This is a genomic window from Spirulina sp. CCY15215 (genome assembly GCF_016888125.1).
GTDB lineage: Bacteria > Cyanobacteriota > Cyanobacteriia > Cyanobacteriales > Spirulinaceae > CCY15215.
Genome location: NZ_JACSWA010000516.1, coordinates 1 through 22,875 on the forward strand (window position 1 = coordinate 1; position 22,875 = coordinate 22,875).

At 43.7% G+C, this 22,875-nt stretch carries 21 protein-coding genes and 1 pseudogene; 10 read left to right on the forward strand and 12 right to left on the reverse strand.

Features of this window, described 5'->3' with window-relative positions; genetic code table 11:
- The 6 genes and pseudogenes from JUI58_RS17155 to JUI58_RS17180 form a co-directional block, all read right to left on the reverse strand.
- Nucleotides 1-277, reverse strand: a pseudogene (locus JUI58_RS17155) (iron ABC transporter permease); the annotation flags it as partial.
- 69 nt (nucleotides 278-346) lie between these two features.
- Nucleotides 347-892, reverse strand: a complete 546-nt coding sequence (locus tag JUI58_RS17160; RefSeq protein ID WP_204105023.1) for a YqeG family HAD IIIA-type phosphatase — start codon at nucleotides 890-892, stop codon at nucleotides 347-349.
- 22 nt (nucleotides 893-914) lie between these two features.
- The gene (mltG, locus tag JUI58_RS17165; protein ID WP_239121543.1) at nucleotides 915-1,979 is read right to left on the reverse strand and encodes an endolytic transglycosylase MltG; all 1,065 of its coding nucleotides are present in this window, start codon (nucleotides 1,977-1,979) and stop codon (nucleotides 915-917) included.
- Nucleotides 1,980-2,024: 45 nt separating this feature from the next.
- Nucleotides 2,025-2,597: a DUF3727 domain-containing protein gene (locus JUI58_RS17170; RefSeq protein WP_204105024.1), complete on the reverse strand. Its 573-nt coding sequence runs from the start codon at nucleotides 2,595-2,597 to the stop codon at nucleotides 2,025-2,027.
- A 65-nt stretch (nucleotides 2,598-2,662) separates the two neighbouring features.
- Nucleotides 2,663-4,096, reverse strand: a complete 1,434-nt coding sequence (locus tag JUI58_RS17175; RefSeq protein ID WP_204105025.1) for an LCP family protein — start codon at nucleotides 4,094-4,096, stop codon at nucleotides 2,663-2,665.
- Nucleotides 4,097-4,224: 128 nt separating this feature from the next.
- Nucleotides 4,225-4,596 carry a hypothetical protein gene (locus JUI58_RS17180; protein ID WP_204105026.1) on the reverse strand — a complete coding sequence of 124 codons (372 nt, stop codon included), beginning with the start codon at nucleotides 4,594-4,596 and terminating at the stop codon, nucleotides 4,225-4,227.
- Nucleotides 4,597-4,655: 59 nt separating this feature from the next.
- Here JUI58_RS17180 and JUI58_RS17185 point away from each other — a divergent pair, with 59 nt between their 5' ends.
- On the forward strand, nucleotides 4,656-5,540 hold the full coding sequence (locus JUI58_RS17185; RefSeq protein WP_204105027.1) for an MnmC family methyltransferase: 885 nt from the start codon (nucleotides 4,656-4,658) through the stop codon (nucleotides 5,538-5,540).
- Nucleotides 5,541-5,647: 107 nt separating this feature from the next.
- Nucleotides 5,648-6,655 (forward strand): HD domain-containing phosphohydrolase, encoded by a 1,008-nt coding sequence (locus tag JUI58_RS17190; protein ID WP_204105028.1) that lies wholly within the window; start codon nucleotides 5,648-5,650, stop codon nucleotides 6,653-6,655.
- A 73-nt stretch (nucleotides 6,656-6,728) separates the two neighbouring features.
- Here the strand turns inward: JUI58_RS17190 and JUI58_RS17195 are convergent, their stop codons facing one another.
- On the reverse strand, nucleotides 6,729-7,325 hold the full coding sequence (locus tag JUI58_RS17195) for a peroxiredoxin (protein ID WP_204105029.1): 597 nt from the start codon (nucleotides 7,323-7,325) through the stop codon (nucleotides 6,729-6,731).
- A gap of 256 nt (nucleotides 7,326-7,581) precedes the next feature.
- Between JUI58_RS17195 and JUI58_RS17200 the strand changes: the two genes are divergently transcribed.
- From JUI58_RS17200 to JUI58_RS17210, 3 genes are all read left to right on the forward strand, one after another.
- Entirely contained in the window at nucleotides 7,582-10,524 is a 2,943-nt protein-coding gene (locus tag JUI58_RS17200) for a tetratricopeptide repeat protein (protein ID WP_204105030.1), read from the forward strand.
- Nucleotides 10,525-10,535: 11 nt separating this feature from the next.
- Nucleotides 10,536-10,958, forward strand: a complete 423-nt coding sequence (locus tag JUI58_RS17205) for a hypothetical protein (protein ID WP_204105031.1) — start codon at nucleotides 10,536-10,538, stop codon at nucleotides 10,956-10,958.
- Between the two features lie 145 nt (nucleotides 10,959-11,103).
- Nucleotides 11,104-12,573 carry a hypothetical protein gene (locus JUI58_RS17210; RefSeq protein ID WP_204105032.1) on the forward strand — a complete coding sequence of 490 codons (1,470 nt, stop codon included), beginning with the start codon at nucleotides 11,104-11,106 and terminating at the stop codon, nucleotides 12,571-12,573.
- A gap of 98 nt (nucleotides 12,574-12,671) precedes the next feature.
- Here the strand turns inward: JUI58_RS17210 and JUI58_RS17215 are convergent, their stop codons facing one another.
- Both JUI58_RS17215 and JUI58_RS17220 read right to left on the reverse strand, forming a co-directional pair.
- The gene (locus JUI58_RS17215) at nucleotides 12,672-12,896 is read right to left on the reverse strand and encodes a hypothetical protein (protein ID WP_204105033.1); all 225 of its coding nucleotides are present in this window, start codon (nucleotides 12,894-12,896) and stop codon (nucleotides 12,672-12,674) included.
- Nucleotides 12,897-13,021: 125 nt separating this feature from the next.
- On the reverse strand, nucleotides 13,022-14,560 hold the full coding sequence (locus JUI58_RS17220; protein WP_204105034.1) for a right-handed parallel beta-helix repeat-containing protein: 1,539 nt from the start codon (nucleotides 14,558-14,560) through the stop codon (nucleotides 13,022-13,024).
- A gap of 149 nt (nucleotides 14,561-14,709) precedes the next feature.
- Here JUI58_RS17220 and JUI58_RS17225 point away from each other — a divergent pair, with 149 nt between their 5' ends.
- From JUI58_RS17225 to JUI58_RS17240, 4 genes are all read left to right on the forward strand, one after another.
- Entirely contained in the window at nucleotides 14,710-15,786 is a 1,077-nt protein-coding gene (locus JUI58_RS17225) for a D-Ala-D-Ala carboxypeptidase family metallohydrolase (RefSeq protein ID WP_204105035.1), read from the forward strand.
- A 141-nt stretch (nucleotides 15,787-15,927) separates the two neighbouring features.
- Complete coding sequence (gene trpC, locus JUI58_RS17230) at nucleotides 15,928-16,812, forward strand: indole-3-glycerol phosphate synthase TrpC (RefSeq protein WP_204105036.1); 885 nt, start codon at nucleotides 15,928-15,930, stop codon at nucleotides 16,810-16,812.
- 77 nt (nucleotides 16,813-16,889) lie between these two features.
- Nucleotides 16,890-17,192, forward strand: coding sequence for a DUF5340 domain-containing protein (locus tag JUI58_RS17235; RefSeq protein ID WP_204105037.1), 303 nt, complete (start codon nucleotides 16,890-16,892; stop codon nucleotides 17,190-17,192).
- A 63-nt stretch (nucleotides 17,193-17,255) separates the two neighbouring features.
- Nucleotides 17,256-18,407 carry an alanine--glyoxylate aminotransferase family protein gene (locus JUI58_RS17240; protein WP_204105038.1) on the forward strand — a complete coding sequence of 384 codons (1,152 nt, stop codon included), beginning with the start codon at nucleotides 17,256-17,258 and terminating at the stop codon, nucleotides 18,405-18,407.
- A gap of 38 nt (nucleotides 18,408-18,445) precedes the next feature.
- Here JUI58_RS17240 and JUI58_RS17245 read toward each other — a convergent pair whose 3' ends face one another.
- Nucleotides 18,446-20,272 carry a tetratricopeptide repeat protein gene (locus tag JUI58_RS17245; RefSeq protein WP_348539913.1) on the reverse strand — a complete coding sequence of 609 codons (1,827 nt, stop codon included), beginning with the start codon at nucleotides 20,270-20,272 and terminating at the stop codon, nucleotides 18,446-18,448.
- Nucleotides 20,273-20,455: 183 nt separating this feature from the next.
- On the opposite strand from JUI58_RS17245, the gene ureC reads away from it, so the two are divergent.
- Nucleotides 20,456-22,165: an urease subunit alpha gene (ureC, locus tag JUI58_RS17250; RefSeq protein WP_204105039.1), complete on the forward strand. Its 1,710-nt coding sequence runs from the start codon at nucleotides 20,456-20,458 to the stop codon at nucleotides 22,163-22,165.
- 23 nt (nucleotides 22,166-22,188) lie between these two features.
- Here the strand turns inward: ureC and JUI58_RS17255 are convergent, their stop codons facing one another.
- Nucleotides 22,189-22,467 (reverse strand): TMEM165/GDT1 family protein, encoded by a 279-nt coding sequence (locus JUI58_RS17255; RefSeq protein ID WP_204105040.1) that lies wholly within the window; start codon nucleotides 22,465-22,467, stop codon nucleotides 22,189-22,191.
- A gap of 30 nt (nucleotides 22,468-22,497) precedes the next feature.
- The gene (locus tag JUI58_RS17260) at nucleotides 22,498-22,803 is read right to left on the reverse strand and encodes a TMEM165/GDT1 family protein (RefSeq protein ID WP_275414368.1); all 306 of its coding nucleotides are present in this window, start codon (nucleotides 22,801-22,803) and stop codon (nucleotides 22,498-22,500) included.
- Nucleotides 22,804-22,875: the final 72 nt, after the last annotated feature.

Sequence of the window (22,875 nt, forward strand, 5' to 3'; positions counted from 1 at the left end):
TAGCTAAAGCGGGTGCAGCAGCTTCTACTAAACGTTCATCAGAAGCGTATTGATAGACTTGTATCGCCAAGGTATCGAAGTTAAAGGGGCGAATTACTAAAGTAGCGGGAAGTTCTTTCATGACATCCACAAAAACTAACATGGCCGCGGTTAAAAGTCCCCCAGACATCAAAGGTGCGTGAACTTTAATCAGCGTACTTGCAGGGGAATGACCTAAACTCCGTGCTGCATCGTCTAAACTGGGTTGAATTTTTCCCAAACTCGACTCTACCGTGTTAGTGGTCTCATAACAATTGCCCTAACTTTTATTTCGTAATCTTTTCTTTATATTTCACTTTGTCAAGATTTATGAATCTTTTCTAAAGTTTTGTTGCTTGCCCGTGAGAGGAAACCCGAGGAGACCTTGAGTTAAGCGCACTTCAAGGGTTCGCAAAGGATAAGAACGAGCCACGATCGCCGGATCGACCATAGGTTCAACGAGAATGGTAAACATTCCCATGCGGTTGCCCGCTAAAGCATCGGTAATCAGGCGATCGCCCACCATGGCCACGCGATCGGCAGGAAATCCCATCGAGGCGATCGCGGCTCTTAATTTTCGACGGGACGGTTTCCCAGCACTACAGATATAGGGAAGTTGTAAGGATTTGGCAATACCACCAATGCGGGTTTCACTGATATTGTTACTAACCAGCCACAAGGAGGCGATTTGGCGTATTTGGCCGATCCATTCAGCAACTTCTGGAGAAACTTCTCGTTCTTTGAGGGGAACAAGGGTTTCATCCACATCCAGAACCAATCCTTTCAGTTGATAGTGCTGGAGAAGTTCGGGGGTCAAACCAATAACGGTATTCTCTAAGACCAAATCCGGCTGTAAAAATTCTGCCCACAACATATATTTAGTAATTAATTATTGGTTATTGATTATTGCTTTCTCTGGCTTGACGAATCGCATTTTTAGCAGCTTCGTGTTCTGCGACGGTTTTGCTAAAAACGTGGGTTCCATCGTAACGAGCAACGAAAAAGAGGTATTCTGTGGGTTCTGGATTGAGGGCAGCTTGCAGACTGGATAACCCAGGACTGGCAATGGGAGTAGGTGGCATCCCTTGATTGAGGTAAGTATTATAAGGATTGGGAGTTCCCACTTGAGCAAAAGTTAAGGGTTGGTCGGCAGTTTGCTGAATTCCCAAACCATACTCTACCGTCGGATCGGCTTCCAATTTAATGCCTTCATTCAGTCGCTTAGTATAAACACCCGCAATTCTAGGACGTTCTGCGGCGATCGCCGCTTCTTTTTCCACTAAACTGCCTAGAGTTACCCAATCTTTCAGACTCAAGGCGGTTTGTTGTTGCCCTTGTTGGTAAAGAGGAAGGGCTACCTCTGCAAAGCGATCCAGCATTAACGCGATCGCCTGTTGGGGTTGTGCCTTATTATTCGGGAGTTGGTAGGTATCGGGATAAAGAAATCCTTCCAGATGAGGGAGTCCCTCGGGCAACCACGGATAGCGATCGCGGGGAATTTGACGAGTTGCTTGCACAAAGGCTTCTGCGGCAAAATAACCCCGTTGCTCAAAATATTTTCCCATTTGCGCGATCGACCAACCCTCGGGAATCGTAAAAGTTTGTTCTCGGACATTTCCCTGCCAAATCATAGCCGCAATTTCCGGGGTAGATTGGGAGGGAGAGAGGGTATAAGTTCCCTTTTTAAATGACCCGTCTCGATCCTGGAATAGTAACCAAAATGCCCAAATATTCCACGCCCAAGCAGAAGAAATAACCCCAGTTGCTTCTAAGTCTGCACCAATTTGTCGAGTTGACGTTTCCCCTGGAACATCAATATCGATTTTAACGGCTTCTTCCGCCGGAGCAACGGGAGAAACCACCCAATACCACCACTGAGTGCTGTGCCAAGCACAGAAAACCATCATCCCCGGTAAAACTGCTAGGGTATAAAACCATTTAGAGAAACTGCCAAAATTCATAAATTTTAGGGGATGGAGAGTAGGGAATTGGGAATGGGGAAGATACTAGATTTCGCGATCGAGTTCGCGAACGAGTAACTCTTGGAGTTGGGGTTGAATACTTTGTAGTTCTTCCAAAGAAAGGATTTCTACATCCCCTGTTGGGGTTTGTCTGGCGAACAAGAGCAGGGGATCGAGGGGGGTATAAATTTCGTACTCTTGTTCTTCGTGATAAAAGTGGGTCAAAAATTGAAACTGTTCTGATTCTAGTTGGTCTGTTTCTGTCTCAATTTCTAAGGTTAGGATATCATCTTCGTCAGCTTCGGGTAATTCTCCACTCACGGTTAGGGTATACGCCGCTTGGTTGAGGGTCAGGTTTTGTTCTGCTAAAACCGCTTTAGCATCATCAAAAACCAGGGCAATTTCTGCGCTGTCCTCTACCCAAATTGCTTCGGCATCATCGAGATCGCTTTCCCAAGCAATAATAGTGATGGGAGTATCGAGGGGCAGAAGCAAAAAATAAGTCGCACCATCTTGAATAAAAGAATGCTCGATGGAACAGCAAAGGCTTTGTCCGGCTTCGTCGGTTAGGGTAAGACTACGAGGCGGATCGGAACGATTTTTAGGAAAAGAGGGCATTATCAATGATCTATTACCAATTATTCATTCCCAATTATCAACTATCAACTATCAACTATCAACTATCAATTATCTGTCCAGCGATCGCCACCCTCTTTTAACCGGGACCAATCTCTTCCCAATTGAATAGTAATATCCGAGTTCAGTTCTCCCGTACTTTCGACGAGAACTTCCCCTAAGCCCAAAGCATACTGGAGTTCTGTGGCACTGTTGCGATCGCCACTCTGGGCAATAATGTGGGTTTCATTGAGAGAATGGGATACAGATGTTCCGATGAAGAAGTTACCGTAACCTTGCTCTTGTAAAATTTGCTTGAGGGTGGCGATCGCTTCAGGGTTGCCCGTACTATCTTGTATGGCAATCTTAACTGCACCCTTACGAGTGGGATCGGATTCGTTATAGCCTTGGTCGAAATGCTGTGCTACCATCGTGCGAATGCGACGACTATTGGGAATCCAATAACTCACTTCTTTTTCCCCGGTTCCGTTAAAGTCTCCAGGTAGCATCAACATTTGTACATCTTGTCGATTGGTATGGGAGACAAACCCCGCGAGGGCGGCAATTTCTTCGACGCTGAGATTGGTGTCAATATTGGATTTTAGCACTTGAATGACATCGGGAAGCCGCAAAAGAGTAGCAGGTCTGAGGGTTTGTTCCACTACCGCCCGCATGAGGGCTTGTTGGCGTTGAATGCGACCGATATCCCCATAGCGATCATAGCGGAAACGCAAAAATTGAATGGCTTTGTCGCCGTCAAGGAGTTGTTCCCCTTGTTGGAGGTTGATATAAAGATGCTGGCTGAGATCGGTATATTTCATATCTTTGGGAACATAAACCGTCACGCCACCCAAGGCATCGATCAGTTTTTCTACGGCCTGGATATTGACTCGAACATAGCGATCGATGGAAACTCCTTCGAGAAGATTACTGATTGTTTTGGCACTGAGGGCAGCCCCACCATAATGATTTGCGGCATTAATTTTCATTTGCCCAAAGCCGTCGATGGTGGTACGAGTATCTCGAGGAATGGAGAGGACAGAGAGTTTGTAATTGTCTGGATCGAAGCGCACCAGCAGCATCGTATCCGTTAATCCTTCAAAGGAATCAACTAAAGCATGATAGCCCAAATTGTCTTGGGGGGGATTCTCTAGGTCTGAGGTGAGGACTTTCGTGCCAAGAACGAGAATATTAACTGGCCGAGTCAGTTTGGGGAAGCGCAGGGACTGAGAGGAGATCGCTTCTTTTTGATTAAATACGGCGGCATCTTCAGGACTGAGGAGAACTTGGCGTAGGGGTGTTGCGGATAGAGATACAGCTAGAATTGCCCCCGCAGTAGCGGAAACTATGCCGACTCCGGTTAATCCTAACCAAATCCAGAGCCAACGCGCATTTTTTTTCTCGATCTTGCGTTTTCTGACTTTCCCGATCTGGGGTGATTTTTGAGAATAGCGGCGAACGCTCGGTTTTGACTTTCTTTTCACTGACACGGGTTTCCTCATGCGGCAAAAGTTTAGCGATCGATTTTGATTGTAAACTGTTCGTTAACTTTACGGTTTTACCCGCACTTTTCGCAATTTTTTACAGGGTTGGCGATCGCCATTGAGGTTGAGTCTAACAATATTCAACCTCAAGACAGGGTTTTCCGCACGATTCCTTCGGCAATTTGACTTGCTCCTGACACTTTTAGAGATTGGCGGCGGAATAGGCGTATCATTATCGCCAAGCAGGTGAGAAAATAGCCTGAACCGATTAAGCTATTGAGGAAGAGAAGGCGAAAGCGAAAAATTTCTGAGGTTTGACTGCCTCCAAAGGAGAGAAGGATATAAGCTAGTAGCCAACCTAGGGCAAGGGTAATGGACAAACGACAGACTTGGCGTTGTTCGGGAGTACCGCGATCGCGCTTTAGGGTCCACAGGGCGGGTAATACTCCAAAAATGGGAATGAGATAAATATATTCTTGCAGTCGTTGCAAGGGTTTTTCGTAAAAAGGATCGTTCATACTGATAATTAATGACACTTCTACTTCTCTGGGCTCATGGCCGCTAATTGATAATTGAAATGAGTTGGCAACCCCGATTAACCGATGATGGTTCTTTTACATTCTATTCTGGATTGTTTGATGAATGCTTTCATTCTTTTCATGGAGCGCGTCAAGAGGCAAAATATAAGTATATCGAACCTTGTCAGTTATACCAAAAAGCGCAAGAAAACGACTGTTTGCACTTGTTGGATATTTGCTACGGGTTGGGATATAACAGTGCGGCGGCGATCGCGGCGATTTGGTCAGCTAATCCCACTTGCTATATTAGGCTCATTGCCCTAGAACTTGATGTTACTGTTTCTCAACAGGCTGCCAGTCAAGGTTTATTAGCTTCTTTTTCTTCTCCGCATGGTGACTTGTCTTCCCTTCTCCGTGAATTTGCCGACACGCAGAAATTGCGATCGCCGCAATTGCAGGCAGATCTATATTTGGGAGATGCGCGATCGCAGATTCAAAAAGTTGTGCGATCGGGGTTTCACGCCGATGCGATTTTCCTCGATCCTTTTTCTCCCCCCAAATGTCCGCAACTCTGGACCGTAGAATTTTTAGCACAGGTTTCCCAATGCTTGCACCCCAAGGGAAGACTCGCCACCTATTCCTCTGCTGCTGCGGTGAGAACGGCTTTAAGTCAGGCTGGTTTATTTTTTGGCGCAACTCAAGGGGTGGGACGGCGATCGCCTGGAACTATTGCTAGTTTTCTGCCTAACGATCTGCCACCATTATTGCCACAGGAACGCGAACACCTACACACCCGTGCTGCTATCCCTTACCGAGATGCCAATTTAAACGATTCTAGGGCTACAATTCTGCAACGCCGCGACCAAGAACGGGAAATAAGTCACCTAGAACCAACAAGTCGCTGGAAAAAACGCTGGACGCAGAATAAATCAATTCCTGAATAATCTTCAAAACCGTTAAGGATTGCGAGACGTAACAAAATTTCCGTGAAAAAACCGATCTCAAAATCTATCTTCAACAGCATACTTGGAATAGGTTTCTTTTTAAGCTAGTGATTTCTATCTCTGAGGGGATTGAGGATTCGATCGCAAACATTCATCATCTGGATCAACCAAAGGTAATGGTTGTAGACGATCGCGCTTTAACGCGCCAATTGGCGGTGGATTTGCTGCAATTGGATGGTTATGAGGTTAGAGAGGCAGAAGGGGGCGCGATCGCCCTGGAAATCGCTTCTGAGGAGGATTTCGATTTGATTTTGCTCGATGTTTTAATGCCTGGAATGGATGGGATCGAAGTCTGTCGGCGACTCAAACAAAACGAACAAACTGCTCACATTCCTATTCTTTTCATGACTCTCGCGGAAGATCGCCGTCTGCGTCTTGATGGACTTGAAGCCGGAGGAACGGATTTTCTCGCTAAACCTCTCGATCGCCTCGAACTATCGGTGCGCGTTAAATCTCTGATTCGCCAAAAACGCCTCAATGAAGATTTAAACCAGTCCAAACAGGTTCTCTTTTCAATTGCGCGGGCGATCGAATGCCGTTGCAGCGATACGGCAAATCCTTCGGAACGGTTAATCGATTTAGCACAAAAGTTCGGCGAACATTTACAACTTTCCAAATTAGAGATTCAACATCTCAAGAATGCCGTTCATCTTCACGATATTGGCACGATCGCCATTCCCGATGCTATTTTTCTCAAAACCACTCCCTTAACGCTGGAAGAACGAGAACTGATTCGCCAGCACGTTTTGATTGGAGAACGAATCTGTCAACCTGTGCGAGATTTGCAAGGAGCGTTACCGATTATTCGCCATCATCACGAGCGTTGGGATGGTAGTGGCTATCCTGATGGCATTGCGGGGGAAAGTATTCCTTGGTTAGCTCAAGTTTTTCAAATCATTGATATTTATGATGCCCTGACCAGTAACCGTCCTCACAAAAAACCTATTTCCGAGAATAATGCTCTCACAATTCTTGAGGAGGAAGCCGAGCGAGGATGGCGCAATCCAGAATTAGTCGCACAATTTTGTGTTTTTTTAGGGCGCAAGAAGTTCTAAACTGGAAAAAAACTGGAAAAAAATAGGAGACGACATGGCGATCGCCTCCTCCCAAATATTCCCAAATGCGGAATTAAGAAACAGCAGAAAAATAAACTTTCGACTTTTTCGGATCGGGAACCATTGTTTTATCACCCTCTTGCCATCCTGCCGGACAAACCTCATCCGGGTGAGACTGCACGTATTGAATTGCTTTCAAGGTTCGCAAAGTTTCGTCTACACTGCGTCCGAAGGAGAGATTATTAACTGTTTCGTGCTGAATAACCCCATCTTTATCAATAATAAAGAGTCCGCGCAATGCGACCCCTGCATCGGGATCGAGAACATTGTAAGCCGTACTAATTTCCTTTTTGATATCAGAAACGAGAGGATAAGTAATATCGCCAATTCCTCCCTCCTTGCGATCGGTTTGAATCCAAGCAAGATGAGAAAATTCGCTATCGACGGAAACTCCGAGAACTTCTGTGTCGATCTTGCTAAAATCTTCATAGCGATCGCTAAAAGCTGTAATTTCTGTGGGGCAAACAAAAGTGAAATCTAAAGGGTAAAAGAAGAGAATAACATATTTACCGCGATAGTCCGAGAGTTTCAAGGTTTTGAATTCTTGATCGTAAACGGCAGTTGCTGTAAAATCTGGGGCTGGTTGACCGACTCTGAGACATCTTTCCATGATTAACACTCCTTACCTAGGGATGGGGATTTCTGAGCAAAACAAATCAATTGCATGAGAGTTATCCCAATTATTGCTCACTGCTTAATTTAAGCAAACTTTCACCGATCGCGAAAGCCGAAGGTTAGGTTTTGTGAAAGGCGATCGCATTTTGGGTAAGGTTACGAGTCGTTTTGGTTAGAAGGAGTATTGCCTCTCCCACTCACAAAGATTTTACGGCATAATAGGAGAAACTCAGAGTAAATTTGGCTGAATTATGGAACCAGAAGACTTAGAAACTCGGTTGGCTGAGGGACGCGATCGCGGCGATCGGGGAGACTATAAAGGCGCATTGGAGATATTGCAAACAGCTTGCGAGGAAGCACCAGATAATGCTGAGGTGTGGTATTGGTGCGGTTGGGCTTATTATCGTTTGGAGAAATATGAGGAGTGTATTCAATACTGCGATCGCGCTTTGGAGATTAGGCCAGAGTATCCTTTAGCTTTAGCACGGCGAGGTTTGGCTTATCAACAAATTGAACAGCAGGAGAAGGCAAAAGAAGATTTTGAACAGGCTATACAGATTGAACCACAAAATTATGAGGATTGGCGAGGAAGAGGCATTGCTTTACATGGATTAGAAAAATATGAAGAGGCGATCGCTAGTTATGATAAAACCCTAGAAATAAATCCTGATGATTCCTATGCTTGGAATAATCGAGGACTTTCACTAGATCATCTCAAAAGATATGAAGAGGCGATCGCCAGTTATGATAAAGCCCTAGAAATCAAACCTGATTATTGCACTGCTTGGAATGATCGAGGACTTTCACTAGATCATCTCAAAAGATATGAAGAGGCGATCGCCAGTTATGATAAAGCCCTAGAAATCAATCCTGATTATTACTATGCTTGGGATAATCGAGGACTTTCACTAGATCATCTAAAAAGATATGAAGAGGCGATCGCCAGTTATGATAAAGCCCTAGAAATCAATTCTGATGATTCCTATGCTTGGGATAATCGAGGAACTTCACTAGATCATCTAAAAAGATATGAAGAGGCGATCGCCAGTTATGATAAAGCCCTAGAAATTAAATCTGATTATTACTCTGCTTGGAATGGACGAGGAATAGTTTTATGTGATAAATTAGGACTTTACAATGAAGCATTAGGTAGTTTTAATCAGGCTATAAAAATCAAACCTGATTATTACTCTGCTTGGCATAATCGAGGAGTTGCACTATCTCATTTAGAAAGATATGAAGAAGCGATCGCCAGTTATGATAAAGCCCTAGAAATCAAACCTGATGATTACTCTGCTTGGCATAATCGAGGAGTTGCACTATCTAATATACAAAGATATGAAGAGGCGATCGCCAGTTATGATAAATCCCTAGAAATCAATTCTGATTATTACTATGCTTGGCATAATCGAGGACTTTCACTAGATCATCTAAAAAGATATGAAGAGGCGATCGCAAGCTATAATAAAGCCCTAGAAATTGAGCCTAGTGATGAGAAGAGTTGGCAAGGATGGCATCAATTAGTACGAGATCGGAAAGACCCTTTTTCACACTGGCTCAAAGCAAAAGAATTCTGCAATAAAATATTAGACTCTCTCTCCTTTACAGATTCCCCAGAAAAATACATTATCATCCTACAACAACTCCTCAAACTTTGTAACTATCTCGGCGACAAACAAACATTTCAACAACGGATCGAACAAGGAAATCGACAACTTGCACAACTTTTACGAGATACAGAAGATCGTCAAAAAATCGAGCTTGCAAGAAAATTTGCTCCCTTCTCTCAACTGCGAGTCGATCGCCAAGCTAATTCTAATAATCCTCAAGATATCATCAAAGCCCTCAACATCGCTGAACAACGAAAAAATACTTGTCTCCACTGGTTGCAAAAAGGTTGGGTTTACAATCTTCCCGAAACCACCTACTCAGAAATCCAACAACTCCTCCAACCGCAAACAGCCCTTATTTACTGGCATATCAGCCCCGTTGCAATTACGACCTTTATCCTCAAACATAACGCAGATCCAAAAATTCTTCCCTATCCTAAATCAAGGAACATTAAACAAGATACTGGGGTCGCTTTTTGGCGTTCTCCCATCAAACCCTATCCTCCCGCTTTAGAACAACTCCAACGCTTTGAAAAATGGTTACAAGACTGGGAAAATGATTATAAAAATTACGATCCACAAAAACAAAAGACTCCAAATGAAAGAAAATTAACACCTTGGTTTCGAGATATGGACTTGAGATTAAATCAACTCTACGATATTCTCAATATTAAAGAATTGGCACTCTATCTTCAAGAAATAGATCGCCTCATTCTCATTCCCCATCGTCAACTCCATCTGCTTCCTCTCCATAAACTCTTTAATCATCGTACTGTCACCCATCTTCCCAGTGCGAGAATAGGTCATTATCTGCAAAAAAATCTCAGCAATAATAATCAAGACAGAGAAAACATTCCAGTTTCATCCTCTCTATTGAACATCGAACAAGCAAACGAACTCCCCTTTGCTTTTCTCGAAGCAGAAACCCTCAATCTTTTCTTTCCCAACAATAAAACCTACCGAGGAGAACAAGTCACCCACGCAAACATCATCGAAGCAATTGCCAATAATCAAGGCATATTCCACTTTACCGGACACGCCTACCATAACATCAATAATCCCCTCCAATCCGCCCTCGTTCTCGCCAATGAACAAGAATTTACCCTAGAAGATATCTTCCATAACGAAACCTTACAATTGAGCAATTATTTCCTGATTTGTCTGTCTGCTTGCGAAACCGGAATTACCAGCCAACAAAACCTCATTGATGAATATGTCGGGTTAGTCAGTGGCTTTTTAAAAATGGGTGCAAACTATGTTCTCAGTACCCTCTGGACAGTAGAAGAACGCGCTACTGGACTCCTCCTGAGCCAATTTTACCACCGCTATCAACAAACCCAAGACCCCGCCAAAGCCCTGAAAGAGTCCCAAAACTGGCTCAAACAAGCTACCCATCAGGATATCGCCGATTGGTATCGCGACCTGGCCAACAGGTTTTTAAAAACCGATCGCCCCCAAAAATTGCAACGTTTCTTAGCACGAGAAGCCACACGGGAGGCAGAACTAGCTAAAATAGATAAGTTCACCCATCCTTATAAAAACCCTTATTATTGGGCTGCTTTTATCCTCACTGGAATCCATTAACAAACTCAACCATGAACACAACTTCGATCGCCAACCTCGATCCCATCGATCGCCAAATCCTCCAAGCCTTTATCTCCGCATTGAGCCAATTAGAGCAACCCTTACCCGCTTCCCTCGTTGCCAAAATTAATCAAGTCGGTCACGATTTACAGCAAAACTCTATCGACTCCATTCATACCCTAGAAGAAATCGCTCACGAATACAATCCCCTCAAGGAACTTTACGAACAAACCTGCAACAACTTACAAGGAAAATATGAACCCCAAGAACTCCCCAAACCTGTTCCAAATAAGAACTTAAAATCTCATCTCAACACACAAAAAACAAATTCAACTATTCCTCCTGTCACCAGTAATGATACTGTCGCTCAAAAACTTAGAATCTCGTCTCAACACACAAACCACAAATTCAACTATTCTTCCTTTAACCAGTAATGATACTATCGCTGAAGCAAAAAAAATGAAGAATAAATTCGTAAATGGAGGAATCAAAAACCTTGAAAATATATCAGAGTGCTTTAGATTCCCAGTGCGATCATTTTCCTCCTTACTTTAACTGTCATCAGCGTTTGCAAATAAAATGACACATAAAATCAGTAACTTGACTCTCGATCTCTTTTTCTTTAATATTCGTCAGGGATTGGGAGATAGCGAAAAAACACAACAAGAACGAAAACAAGCATTTTTGAAAAACTTTCCCTTTCCTCGTCTCCAAAAATCATTAAAAAGTGCTTTAGAAAAAGAAGAAGAAGCCCCAAATCCAAAATATATAGAATTACTGAGTTTAGCAAAATATCCTGATTCGAGTTACTCAATTGAGAAAGGTTTTGTTCGATCGCCAGATTTGGAAAATATTGAAGGTTATTATTTTCCCGTAATCATGAACGACATTTACGGGGTTTTGCTAGAACTGGAATTGAACGAGAAAGATATTCCTATCAATTATTTTAAACGGCTCAAAGAAGAAGTTTCAAGGCCAGGTATTTCAATTTTCTCCCCATCTCCAAAATCCATTGAAGGAAATATCGGTAAAACATGGCTGCTGTCTTGTCAAACAGAACATCCTGAAAAATCTGATGCGATCGCCAAAACGATCTACAAAGAATTTATCTCAGACACTTTAAAAGATGATGAAGATATCGAGTATTATTGGCAAAAAAATCGCACTCAAGGGAAATTTTTAGGGGCTGATGTGATTGAAATCTGGATTCCCCCGCAGCGATGGGAGAATATACAAGATAACAATCATATTGTGATCGCGATCTATCCTAACAGTGTTTATAAAACAGAAAATTTCGCCAACATATTAGGCAGCTTTTATCATTATTGGATGCTGGCATTTGCCCATCGGAATAAAATCTTATATGCTTATATTCAAACGCGACGCTTAAAACGAGAATTAACAGTGAAATTTGCCAAAATTCGAGAAGCTATACAACTCGTTAAAAGTAAACCCACCTTAAAACAATTGCAAGATAACTTAGAAGACAAAATCGAACCATTTTCAGAATATGTTTATCAAATTAAAGAACTTAATGCCCAACTGAATGCCATTAAAATCAATATGCGGAACTATACAGAGAATATACAATGGTTAAATAAAGAAGGACAAGAAACCAATCTTGGCGAAACCAATCTTACGCCTTTATTGGACTCATTTAAACAAAATGGCACATCAATCTATCAAGATCAAATTGAACATGATTATGATAGCCTGAGTGCGGGTATTGAAATGATTGATACTCTCTTGAACACAATTCGAGGTATCGTTGAAACCAGACAATCTCAACGCGATCGCCAATTTCAAGAATTAGTTGGAATCATTGGAATTGGCTTAGGTTCTGCATCCATAACCGCTTCAGCCGTGTCTTCATTTGTGCCAAAACAAATTACAGAATGGCAACTCGTAGCAACAGTTATTGAAGAGTTAAATATCCCCCAACCTTTGATTAATCGTCCTGTAATTGCTCTTTCTTTGAGCTTAATTACAGGAACTTTTTTTGCATTGTTAACGCTTATTCTGTTACAGTTTTTAGGGAAAAATAAATAAAACTACACTTCCTAATCCTATTTTTTGAGTTATGCGATCGTATCTTTACAAAGCAAACACTATCCGAAGAGATTCATCAATTTTTAGTATTAGTTCTGTCATTCTTCTGAACCTAAATTTGTTAGTTCTTGCAGTTCGCGATCGCTTTCATAAACTTCTGCATAGAGATTTGCAGATTCTTGGAGTTTATCCGCACTCAATGCTAACTTAAATTTTGTCAGCGCGATTCTCACAACTTCACTAGGGTCTTGATATCCATATTCCTGGCATCGTTCGAGAAATTGGATGGTTAAATCATCAAGTTGAAATGTTTGCTCTTTCACGATCGCAAAAATACTAGAAATATTTTGAGTCTACATTTAAACTAACGATAGCATATTCTTCCTCAGTTGCTTTTGCAGAGAGTATATCGCACTCTCTGCAAATCTCTGCCCTCAAAATTGTTGTTTCATTTTCTTTGACCCAATTTCAACAAACAAAAGACCCCGATCGCCCCCAACAAGGCCAGAGAATCCCCCATAAAAACCAAAGGGGAAGGCGCGATCGCCACATTTTCTATCTCCAATAATTGAGAAACTGCCCCGCCCCTCACTTGTGGATTGCCCGGCCTCGGGTGAGTCGGTACCGCCCCACCATTATCCGCACAAGCACTCAATTGCGGATCGATTAACTTTACTCCTGCCGTTATTTTCGTATCCTTGGGATTAGGATCGGGAGATTGCACATTTCCCCCAGCGTCGCCAAAAGACTGCCCTGTATGATGATGGACATTATAGCCATTGATACCGCGATTATTGCTCAAAATGGAATTAGCAACGCGGACATTGGCACCTCCCCCCCAGAAACCTCCCCCTTGAAAAGCGGCGGTATTGTTGGCGATGGTGGTTTGGGTAATGCGTCCCGGTACCCCGGCAATTAACATCCCACCCCCCAAATTAACCCCTCCACCCTCAGACTTGGCCTGATTGTTACAAAATGAACTATTGGCGATCGCAAAAGAAGAATTATCCCCTATCCAAAATCCCCCTCCCTGGACATGGGCGCGATTGTTCGCAAACATCACATTTGTAATAGTTAATTCCGCACCGCCTCCAACTCGCAAACCCCCCCCAAAAGATTCACCTTTGCGATCGGGAATCACTTCATTGTTGGCGATCGTGCTATTTTCCACCACAATTTTATCGCCGCGATAGCCATAGAGAAACAAACCGCCTCCTTGTCCCGCCCCGCGACTGCCTGCGATGCGACTATTGCGGATGATAATATTCCCTCGGGTGCTGGCATTCGGAGTCGCCGAGGCACCATCAGTATAAATGGCTCCCCCGTAACCGCCGCTACTAATGCCCCCCAGTCCTCCACCTCCTGCCGAAGCGTTATCGCTAAAAGTAGAATTTTCAATAGTGAGATTTCCTAACAGACTATTAATTGCTCCCCCAACAGAACCGCGATTGTTTGTAAAGGTACTGTTTTTAACTGTGAGATTGCCCTCACTTCCCCCCGCGATCGCGCCTCCTCCTCGTTCTTTCCGCCCCGATGTCCCATTATTCCCAACAAATGTACTATTGAGAATTGTCGTTGTGCTTTGATATCCCGTCCAAATTCCACCCCCTCCTTCTCCCGTGGAAACATTATTGCTGAGGTTGCTATTTTCGACGACAAGGGTTGTTTTTGCTTCCATCCGAATCCCACCCCCTAAACCATCTCCACCCGCCTTTCCCTCGGTAATGGTCAAGTTACGCAGGGTTGCGCTTATACCCTGTTGGTTCAGATTAAAAACCCGGCTCTGGCGATCGCCACTAATGGCAATTCCCCTAGCATCTTTTCCGTCAATTGTCAAGTTTTTGGGAATCAGTAATTCTTCCCTGAGAGTAATAGTTTTGCCCTGGAGATTCGCGGCAAACGTAATTGTATCTCCTGGGGAAGCATTGGCGATCGCCTCTCGCAAACTGCCCGCACCGCGATCATCTGCACTGGTAACAAGACTCATGAAATATTTACAGGTAGATTTCTCAATTATTGACCGATAGAGAGACGTAAAGTTTCCCAATCTCTTGAAAAACAAATATTAAATTTACTTGCGATTTGGTATTCTACCGTATATTTTGAGGATTAAGAGAACCAAAACTCAGTAATATTATGGATAATATTGAACGTATGGCGGCTCATTATAAAAAGCTGCCCCATCAAAAAGAAGCCCTAGAGTACATTGAAGAACAACTTGGGCAAGAGAAAACAAAAAAAGCCCTCGACCTTTATCGCTCTCCCCAAGATCCAGAAACCGGAGAGCCTTTACCAGGAGAAGTTCCTTATCCTGGCATCAAATTGATTAAACAATTTGAAGGTTCTCATCTGGAGGCATATCCCGATCCTCTATCAGGAGGAGATCCCATTACAATTGGTTGGGGAAGTACGAGAAAAAGAGATGGAGGTAAATTCCGACTCGGGGAAAAAATCAGCCAAGAAGAAGCAGACGATCTCTTAGAATATCAACTCGAACAAGATTATCTTCCTCCTCTCGAAAAAATTCCGGTTTGGTCGGAATTAAATAACAATCAACGCGGTGCATTATTAAGTTTTGGTTATAATTTAGGGGCGCATTTCTACGGCTTAACAGGTTTTGAAACCATAACTCGCAATCTCAAGGAACGCAACTGGGGAGATATGCGACGCGCCTTTTTATTATATGTTAATCCTGGCAGTAATGTAGAAGAGGGATTGCGAAGAAGAAGAACAGCAGAGGCAGAATTATTTCTCTCAGAAGCATCTTCTTTTAAACCTGTTGTGAATGCCGGAATTAATTGGAGAGATGATAATGCCAAAATATCCCAATATTTTACAGTAGGCGAAGTTACTCAGCGCGATGTGCGACGAATTCCCGAGGATGCTAAAATCATTGCCAATATTTTCGCGATATCCAAGGAACTTGATATGATTCGAGATGAATGGGGACAACCGCTTTTAGTCACATCTTGGTATCGTCCTCCCAAGGTTAATCGAGAAGTGGGGGGAGCGCAAGATTCTCAACATTTGTATGGAGGAGCCGTCGATATTAAGCCTTTGAATAGAGATGTCGAGCAATTCCAAAGTTGGTTGGATAAAAGTTGGTATGGTGCCCTTGGATATGGTGCCAAAAAAGGCTTTGTTCACCTTGATATTCGCAATGGTAAAGGTTGGAAATCTGGGGGGGGAAAAGGACAGCGCTGGAATTATTAATCCCTGATTAATGAGGATAGAACTTACGCAATTTTGCTTCTCAGTTCCCTCAAGTCTGAGGGAAAATTCTCCTAGATTTGGGGATTGAGGAGGACTATAATGCTATGACATTGCCATTGCTCATTCTTGATTACCCAGATTATGCAAATTCGTAGAATTAATCCTAGCCGCGCCATTGATGTCAGCATTTTACGCTATCGGGTCAACCACCCCGAAGCTGAACCGCGTAATATTTTGGAGAAGATTGTTTGGTCAAAAGAAGCTGAAGTGGAAAAGATGCGCGATCGCGTCCCTTTGCTAGAATTGCAAAAACAAGTCTCAGATGTTTCTCCCCCTCAAGATTTCTTAACGGCTTTAAAAACAGGCAAAACGCAACCTGCTCTTATTGCGGAAGTTAAAAAAGCCTCCCCGAGTAAAGGAATTATTCGCCCTGACTTCGATGCCGTGGCGATCGCGCAAACCTATGAAAAAGCTGGTGCGAGTTGCATTTCCGTCCTCACCGATCGCGAATTTTTTCAGGGAAGTTGGGAAAATTTGGCCAAAGTCCGCGCTGCGGTTAACTTGCCCTTATTGTGTAAAGAATTTATTATTTACCCTTACCAAATCTTTTTAGCCCGCAGTCAAGGTGCAGATGCGATTTTACTCATTGCGGGGATTTTAGGCGATCGCGACCTGCACTACTTTATTAAAATTAGCGCAACATTGGGCATAATTCCCCTGATCGAAGTTCATTCCCTGGCAGAACTCGACCGCGTTCTCGCAATTGAAGGTGTTAAGCTAGTGGGAATCAATAATCGCAATTTGGAAGATTTTTCAGTGGACTTGCAAACCACAGAGCAACTCTTGGCACAACGACAAGCACAATTGCGCGATCGCGATATCGTTATCGTTAGCGAGTCCGGTTTACATTCTGCCGCCGATATTGATATCGTGCGTAAAGCAGGAGCAAATGCCGTTTTAATTGGCGAATCCTTATTAAGGAAACCCGATCCGGCTGAGGCGATCGCGGCATTATTTCCCCGTTAAAATCTTTCTTTCTCAACCCGAACGAGATTATGGGAAAATTCCTATACTCTCTTCTGTTCTCTTAAACTCGGTCTTCAATGGATCAAATTCCTCTTCCTTCTCTCATTCACTATGAATTGCTCTTGCAACTGCTAGAGCGGAAAACTTTCTCTACGGTGGAAAAAAATCCCGCCCTCCGCGAACCCGTTCAACAATTGATTATTACCCTTCGCAAAGCCCTGGCGCAACAGCGTCAAATTGAGACAATTTGCGAACAGGGAAACATTCCCTACGAACATCGCTGGTCGTTAAATACTTTAAAGATCGAACCCGAACTTTTACCGGAGATTTTAGAAGTGATAGAAGACGACAAAACTGAAAATCGCGAAATTGTGTCGTAATTTTTGTTAAATTAACTACCAATTATCAATTATCCCTTACCGATTACCCCTTCTCGATTACTGATGGAAGACAAACAATTATTAATGATCCCCGGTCCAACTCCCATACCCGCGCGGGTTTTGCAAGCGATCGCCAAACACCCCATCGGCCACCGCAGCAAAGCCTACAGCAAAATTCAAGAGGAAGTGACCGCTAATCTCAAATGGCTACACCAAACGGAACAGGACGTGCAAGCCCTGACGGTGAGCGGAACCGGGGCGATGGAAGCGGGAATGATTAACTTTTTGAGTGCTGGCGATCGCGTTTTGGTAGGCTGTAATGGTAAGTTTGGCGAACGCTGGGCAGAGATGGCCGCAACCTTTGCCCTGCGGATAGAATGTATCTGCGCTGAATGGGGCAAACCTCTCGATCCGGCTGCGTTTGAGGCGAAGTTAGAAGCGGACAAGGAGAAGCAAATTAAAGCGGTTATTATCACCCATTCGGAAACCTCAACGGCGGTATTAAACGACCTGGAAGGCATCAATAAAGCGGTAAAAGCCCACGGAGAGGCATTAATGATCGTCGATGCTGTCACCAGTTTAGGGGCAATGAATATTCCCATCGATGAATGGGGGTTAGATGTGGTCGCGTCTGGGTCGCAAAAAGGTTATATGGTTCCTCCTGGTTTGGGATTTGTGGCGGTGAGTGCCAAAGCGTGGAAGGCTTATGAAGCGGCGACGTTGCCCAAATATTATCTCGATTTGGGATTGCATCGCAAAGCAACGGCGAAAAACAGCACCGCTTTTACTCCTCCCATTAATTTAGTTTTTGGGCTGCAAGAATCCTTGAGAATGATGAGAGAAGAAGGGTTAGAGAATATTTTTGCCCGTCACGATCGCCTCAAACGAGCAACGCGGGCAGGAGTTAAAGCTCTCGGCTTGAGTTTGTTTTGTGAGAATGAGGTGGCCAGTCCTGCGGTTACTGCGGTTATGCCGACGAATGTGAAAGCTGAGAAAATTTGCTCTTTAATGCAGGAAAAATTCGCGATTTCTTTAGCGGGAGGTCAAGATCATCTCAAAGGCAAGATATTCCGCATCGGTCATTTGGGTTTTGTCTGCGATCGCGATATCCTCACGGTAATTGCTGCTTTAGAAGCGGTATTACAAGAATTGGGACAAACCAATTTTACTCCAGGTGCAGGGGTTGCCGCCGCAAATCAGGTGTTTGCAGGATAAATTGGAGATGTAGGTTACGCTGTGAGTAGCGTAACCTACTATTCATTTTGACTTGTTTCAGAATCCGGGTTTTTGAGTTGCGATAATAGTTTTTGAGTGAGTAAGTTTTCGCTCAATTCGGATTCTCTATTTTTGGAGATAACTTGCTGGAGAAAACCAGTAAAATTATTCAGAAAACCTATTGCATAAGGATGATTCGACCCGAGTTTCTGCAAGGCGATCGCGATCGCATCTAAATACAAAGGTTCGGCTTCTTCATAACGTCCTTGAGATTGGTACAGTTTAGCCAAATTGTTCAGAGACGAGGCAACATCAGGATGTTCTTCTCCGAGGAGTTTTCGTATCAATTCTAAGGATTGAATATACAAAGGTTCCGCTTCTTCATAACGTCCTTGAGATTTGTAGAGTGCAGCTAAATTGTTCAGAGACGAGGCAACATCAGGATGGTCTTCTCCGAGGAGTTTTCGTATCAATTCTAGGGATTGAACTAATAAAGGTTCGGCTTCTTCATAACGTCCTTGAGATTTGTAGAGTGCAGCTAAATTGTTCAGAGACGAGGCAACATCAGGATGGACTTCTCCGAGGAGTTTTCGTCTCAATTCTAAGGCTTGAACATACAAAGGTTCGGCTTCTTCATAACGTCCTTGAGATTGGTACAGTGTAGCCAAATTGTTCAGGGATAAGGCAACATCAAGATGGTCTTCTCCGAGGAGTTTTCTGCTCAATTCTAAGGATTGAACTAACAAAGGTTCGGCTTCTTCGTAACGTCCTTGAGATTGGTACAGTGTAGCCAAATTGTTCAGGGATAAGGCAACATCAAGATGGTCTTCTCCGAGGAGTTTTCGTCTCAATTCTAAGGATTGAATATACAAAGGTTCGACTTCTTCGTAACGTCCTTGGGATTCATACAGTATAGCTAAATTATTCAGGGAAGAGGCAACATGAGGATGGTCTTCTCCGAGGAGTTTTCGTCTCAATTCTAAGGATTGAACTAACAAAGGTTCGGCTTCTTCGTAACGTCCTTGAGATTGGTACAGTGTAGCCAAATTGTTCAAGGAAAAGGCAATATCAGGATGTTCTTCTCCCCAACGATCGCCCGTCACTGACAAACATTGCTCCAGCCAAGGTTCAGCAAGAGTATAAAGTCCTTGCCCTTCGTAATAGTGACCCAGCCCAACAAACGTCCAAATTAAGTCCTCATCTTGCACCCAAGCAATCAGATTTGTTGCGGTTTCTATGAGGTGAGGAATGGCGGGGGAAATTTGCTCAATGTCTTTTAGAATTGGTGTTTGAGGAATCTGCTTGGCAATTTTTATCATTTCCCGACAATACTTCTGTTTCAATTCATCAGCCCGATCGCCGCTCTCGATTTTTCTCTTAGCAAACTCTCTAATTAATGGATGTAATTGAACGATATCAGCCGAAATAGGGTTCAACAAACTGAAAGCAATGAGGAGATCGCGCAACTCGTTTAAGTCATCAAGATCGGGAAAGCAATTTTTAACAATTCCCCAAGGAATTGGAGCAAGGGCAAACAAACCTAGAAGACAGAAAAGTTCTTGCTCTTGAGAATTAAGTTCTAGCCAACTCAGTTCAAAAACTGCCGCTATATCTAACTCGACTGCCATTCCAAAAGTGCGAACCCGCAGAGCTTTTTGTTCTAGTATTTTGGCTTCTAATTGCTGTCGGAGATCGCTAAGGGATAGATCGGGTTTTTCGGCTAAATAATGCCCCACCAACTCCAAGCCTAAAGGTAAATAACCCAACCATTCAGATAAATACTTTGCTTGTTCTGTTTCTGATTCGATACGGGATGAACCAAGCAAAGATTTTAATAATTCCAGAGCAGCAGATTCCTCTAGCACATTGATTGAAGTTCCTTTTGAGGATGAGAAAGATCGAATTCAAGAGGTAAGTGTAACGAAAATAAATAAAAGCTGTTTGCCTTCCCCTAGCTTGTATTTAGCACCTCCATCAAAAATTTCTTACCCAACTCTGATAAAGTAAGATGTATACTTCCCCCACGATCGCCGATTTAAGGAGAAATTATGAGCTATCGCATGGATCGTCGCGCTTACGCCGAAACTTACGGACCGACAACGGGCGATCGCGTCCGTTTGGCGGATACAGAGTTAATAATAGAAGTAGAACGAGATTTGACCAGCTATGGGGATGAGGTCAAATTCGGCGGTGGTAAAGTGATTCGGGATGGTATGGGACAATCTCCCATTTCTCGCGCCGATGGGGCGGTGGATTTAGTGATTACTAATGCCCTGATTCTCGATTGGTGGGGCATTATTAAAGCGGATATTGGCATTAAGGATGGCAAAATTGTCAAGATTGGTAAGGCGGGAAATCCTCATATTCAAGACAATGTAGATATTATTATTGGACCTTCTACCGAAGCGATCGCCGGAGAAGGGCATATTCTCACGGCGGGAGGAATTGACGCACATATTCACTTTATTTGTCCTCAACAGATTGAAACGGCGATCGCCTCGGGTGTCACGACGATGATCGGAGGGGGGACGGGTCCCGCCACGGGAACCAACGCGACAACTTGCACTCCTGGCGCCTGGAATATTCACCGAATGTTACAAGCTGCGGATGCTTTTCCCCTCAATTTTGGCTTTTTAGGTAAGGGAAACAGCAGCCAACCTGCGGGACTGGTGGAACAGGTGCAAGCGGGAGTAATGGGGTTAAAATTACATGAAGATTGGGGAACGACTCCGGCGGCGATCGATACTTGTTTAAGTGTGGCAGATGAATATGACGTACAAGTTGCCATTCACACGGATACTTTAAATGAGGCAGGATTTGTGGAAGATACGATCGCCGCCTTTAAAAACCGTACTATTCACACTTACCACACGGAAGGAGCCGGGGGCGGTCATGCGCCCGATATTATCAAAGTTTGCGCGGAGAGTAATGTTCTCCCTTCTTCTACGAACCCCACTCGACCTTACACTACTAACACCTTGGAAGAACATCTCGATATGTTAATGGTCTGCCATCACCTTGATCGCGGCATTCCTGAAGATGTTGCATTTGCTGAGTCTCGCATCCGTCGGGAAACCATTGCAGCCGAGGATATTCTGCACGATCGCGGCGCATTTAGCATGATTGCTTCCGACTCTCAAGCAATGGGACGAGTGGGAGAAGTGATTATTCGCACTTGGCAAACGGCTCACAAAATGAAGGTACAGTTCGGACATTTACCAGAAGATAGCAGCCGCAACGATAATTTACGCGCCAAACGCTACATTGCTAAGTATACCATCAATCCGGCGATCGCCCACGGCATTGCCAATTATGTTGGCTCCGTAGAGGAGGGAAAAATCGCCGATTTATGTTTGTGGAAACCCGCCTTTTTTGGCGTGAAACCGGAAATTATTATCAAAGGAGGCGCGATCGCCTGGGCGCAAATGGGAGATGCTAATGCCAGTATTCCTACCCCTCAACCCGTTTATATGCGTCCCATGTTTGGCAGTTTTGGGGGGGCGATCGCGGCAACTTCTTTAACTTTTGTTTCTCAAGCAGCAGTAGAGGGAGGAATTGCAGCACAAATTGGTTTACAAAAGCCAGTAGCGGCAGTTTCTAATACTCGTCAAATTGGCAAGAAAGATATGAAACTTAATGATAGTATGCCCAATATTGAGGTCAATCCGGAAACCTATGAAGTCCGTGCTGATGGAGAACTATTAACCTGCGAACCTGCGACAGTTTTACCAATGGCACAGCGTTACTTTTTGTTTTAACCCACAGCACTTCATTTTTCTTTTTATGTTTCTTTTTCTGTCCAGACGAGTCGTAAAGCCAGCAAAGCAAAGCCGATCGCCGCACCTGCTTTTAATAATCGGGTTGGCAAAACTTGTGCGACACCAGCACCCACTAAAACCCCGAGAAAACTGGCTAAAACTAATGCTGTTACAGTTCCCAAAAATACCGCCCGAGGTGAGGAGGAACTTCCACTGAGGGCGATCGCTGCTAACTGACTCTTATCGCCAATTTCTGCAAAAAATACGGTTATAAAACTCAAGCTAAATAATTGCCAATCCATTTTTTCAATTATTAATTTTTAGATTAATTTTTAGACTTGTACAACATCCCAAAGTAAAAGAATCGCAACAAATAGTAAAATAGCGGCGGCGGCTAAATCCATTACTTTGGGACTGATACGCTTAGAGAGCCACCAACCTAATAAAACGCCGATTAAACTGGTTGTAATGAGGGCGATCGCAGCACCCGCAAAGACGATCCAAGGGGACTGAGATTCGGCTACGATTAACAAGGTCGCAAGTTGGGTTTTATCGCCCATTTCTGCTAGACAAATTGTTACAAATGTCGTGGTAAAAGTTGCCCAAAATGTACTCGATCGCCAAGATAGTTTTTGCAGATTCTGGCGATCGTCAGTTTCCGATAAGTTGGGAAGTGGCGATCGCGCTTCGGATGTGGGTTTAATAGCAGT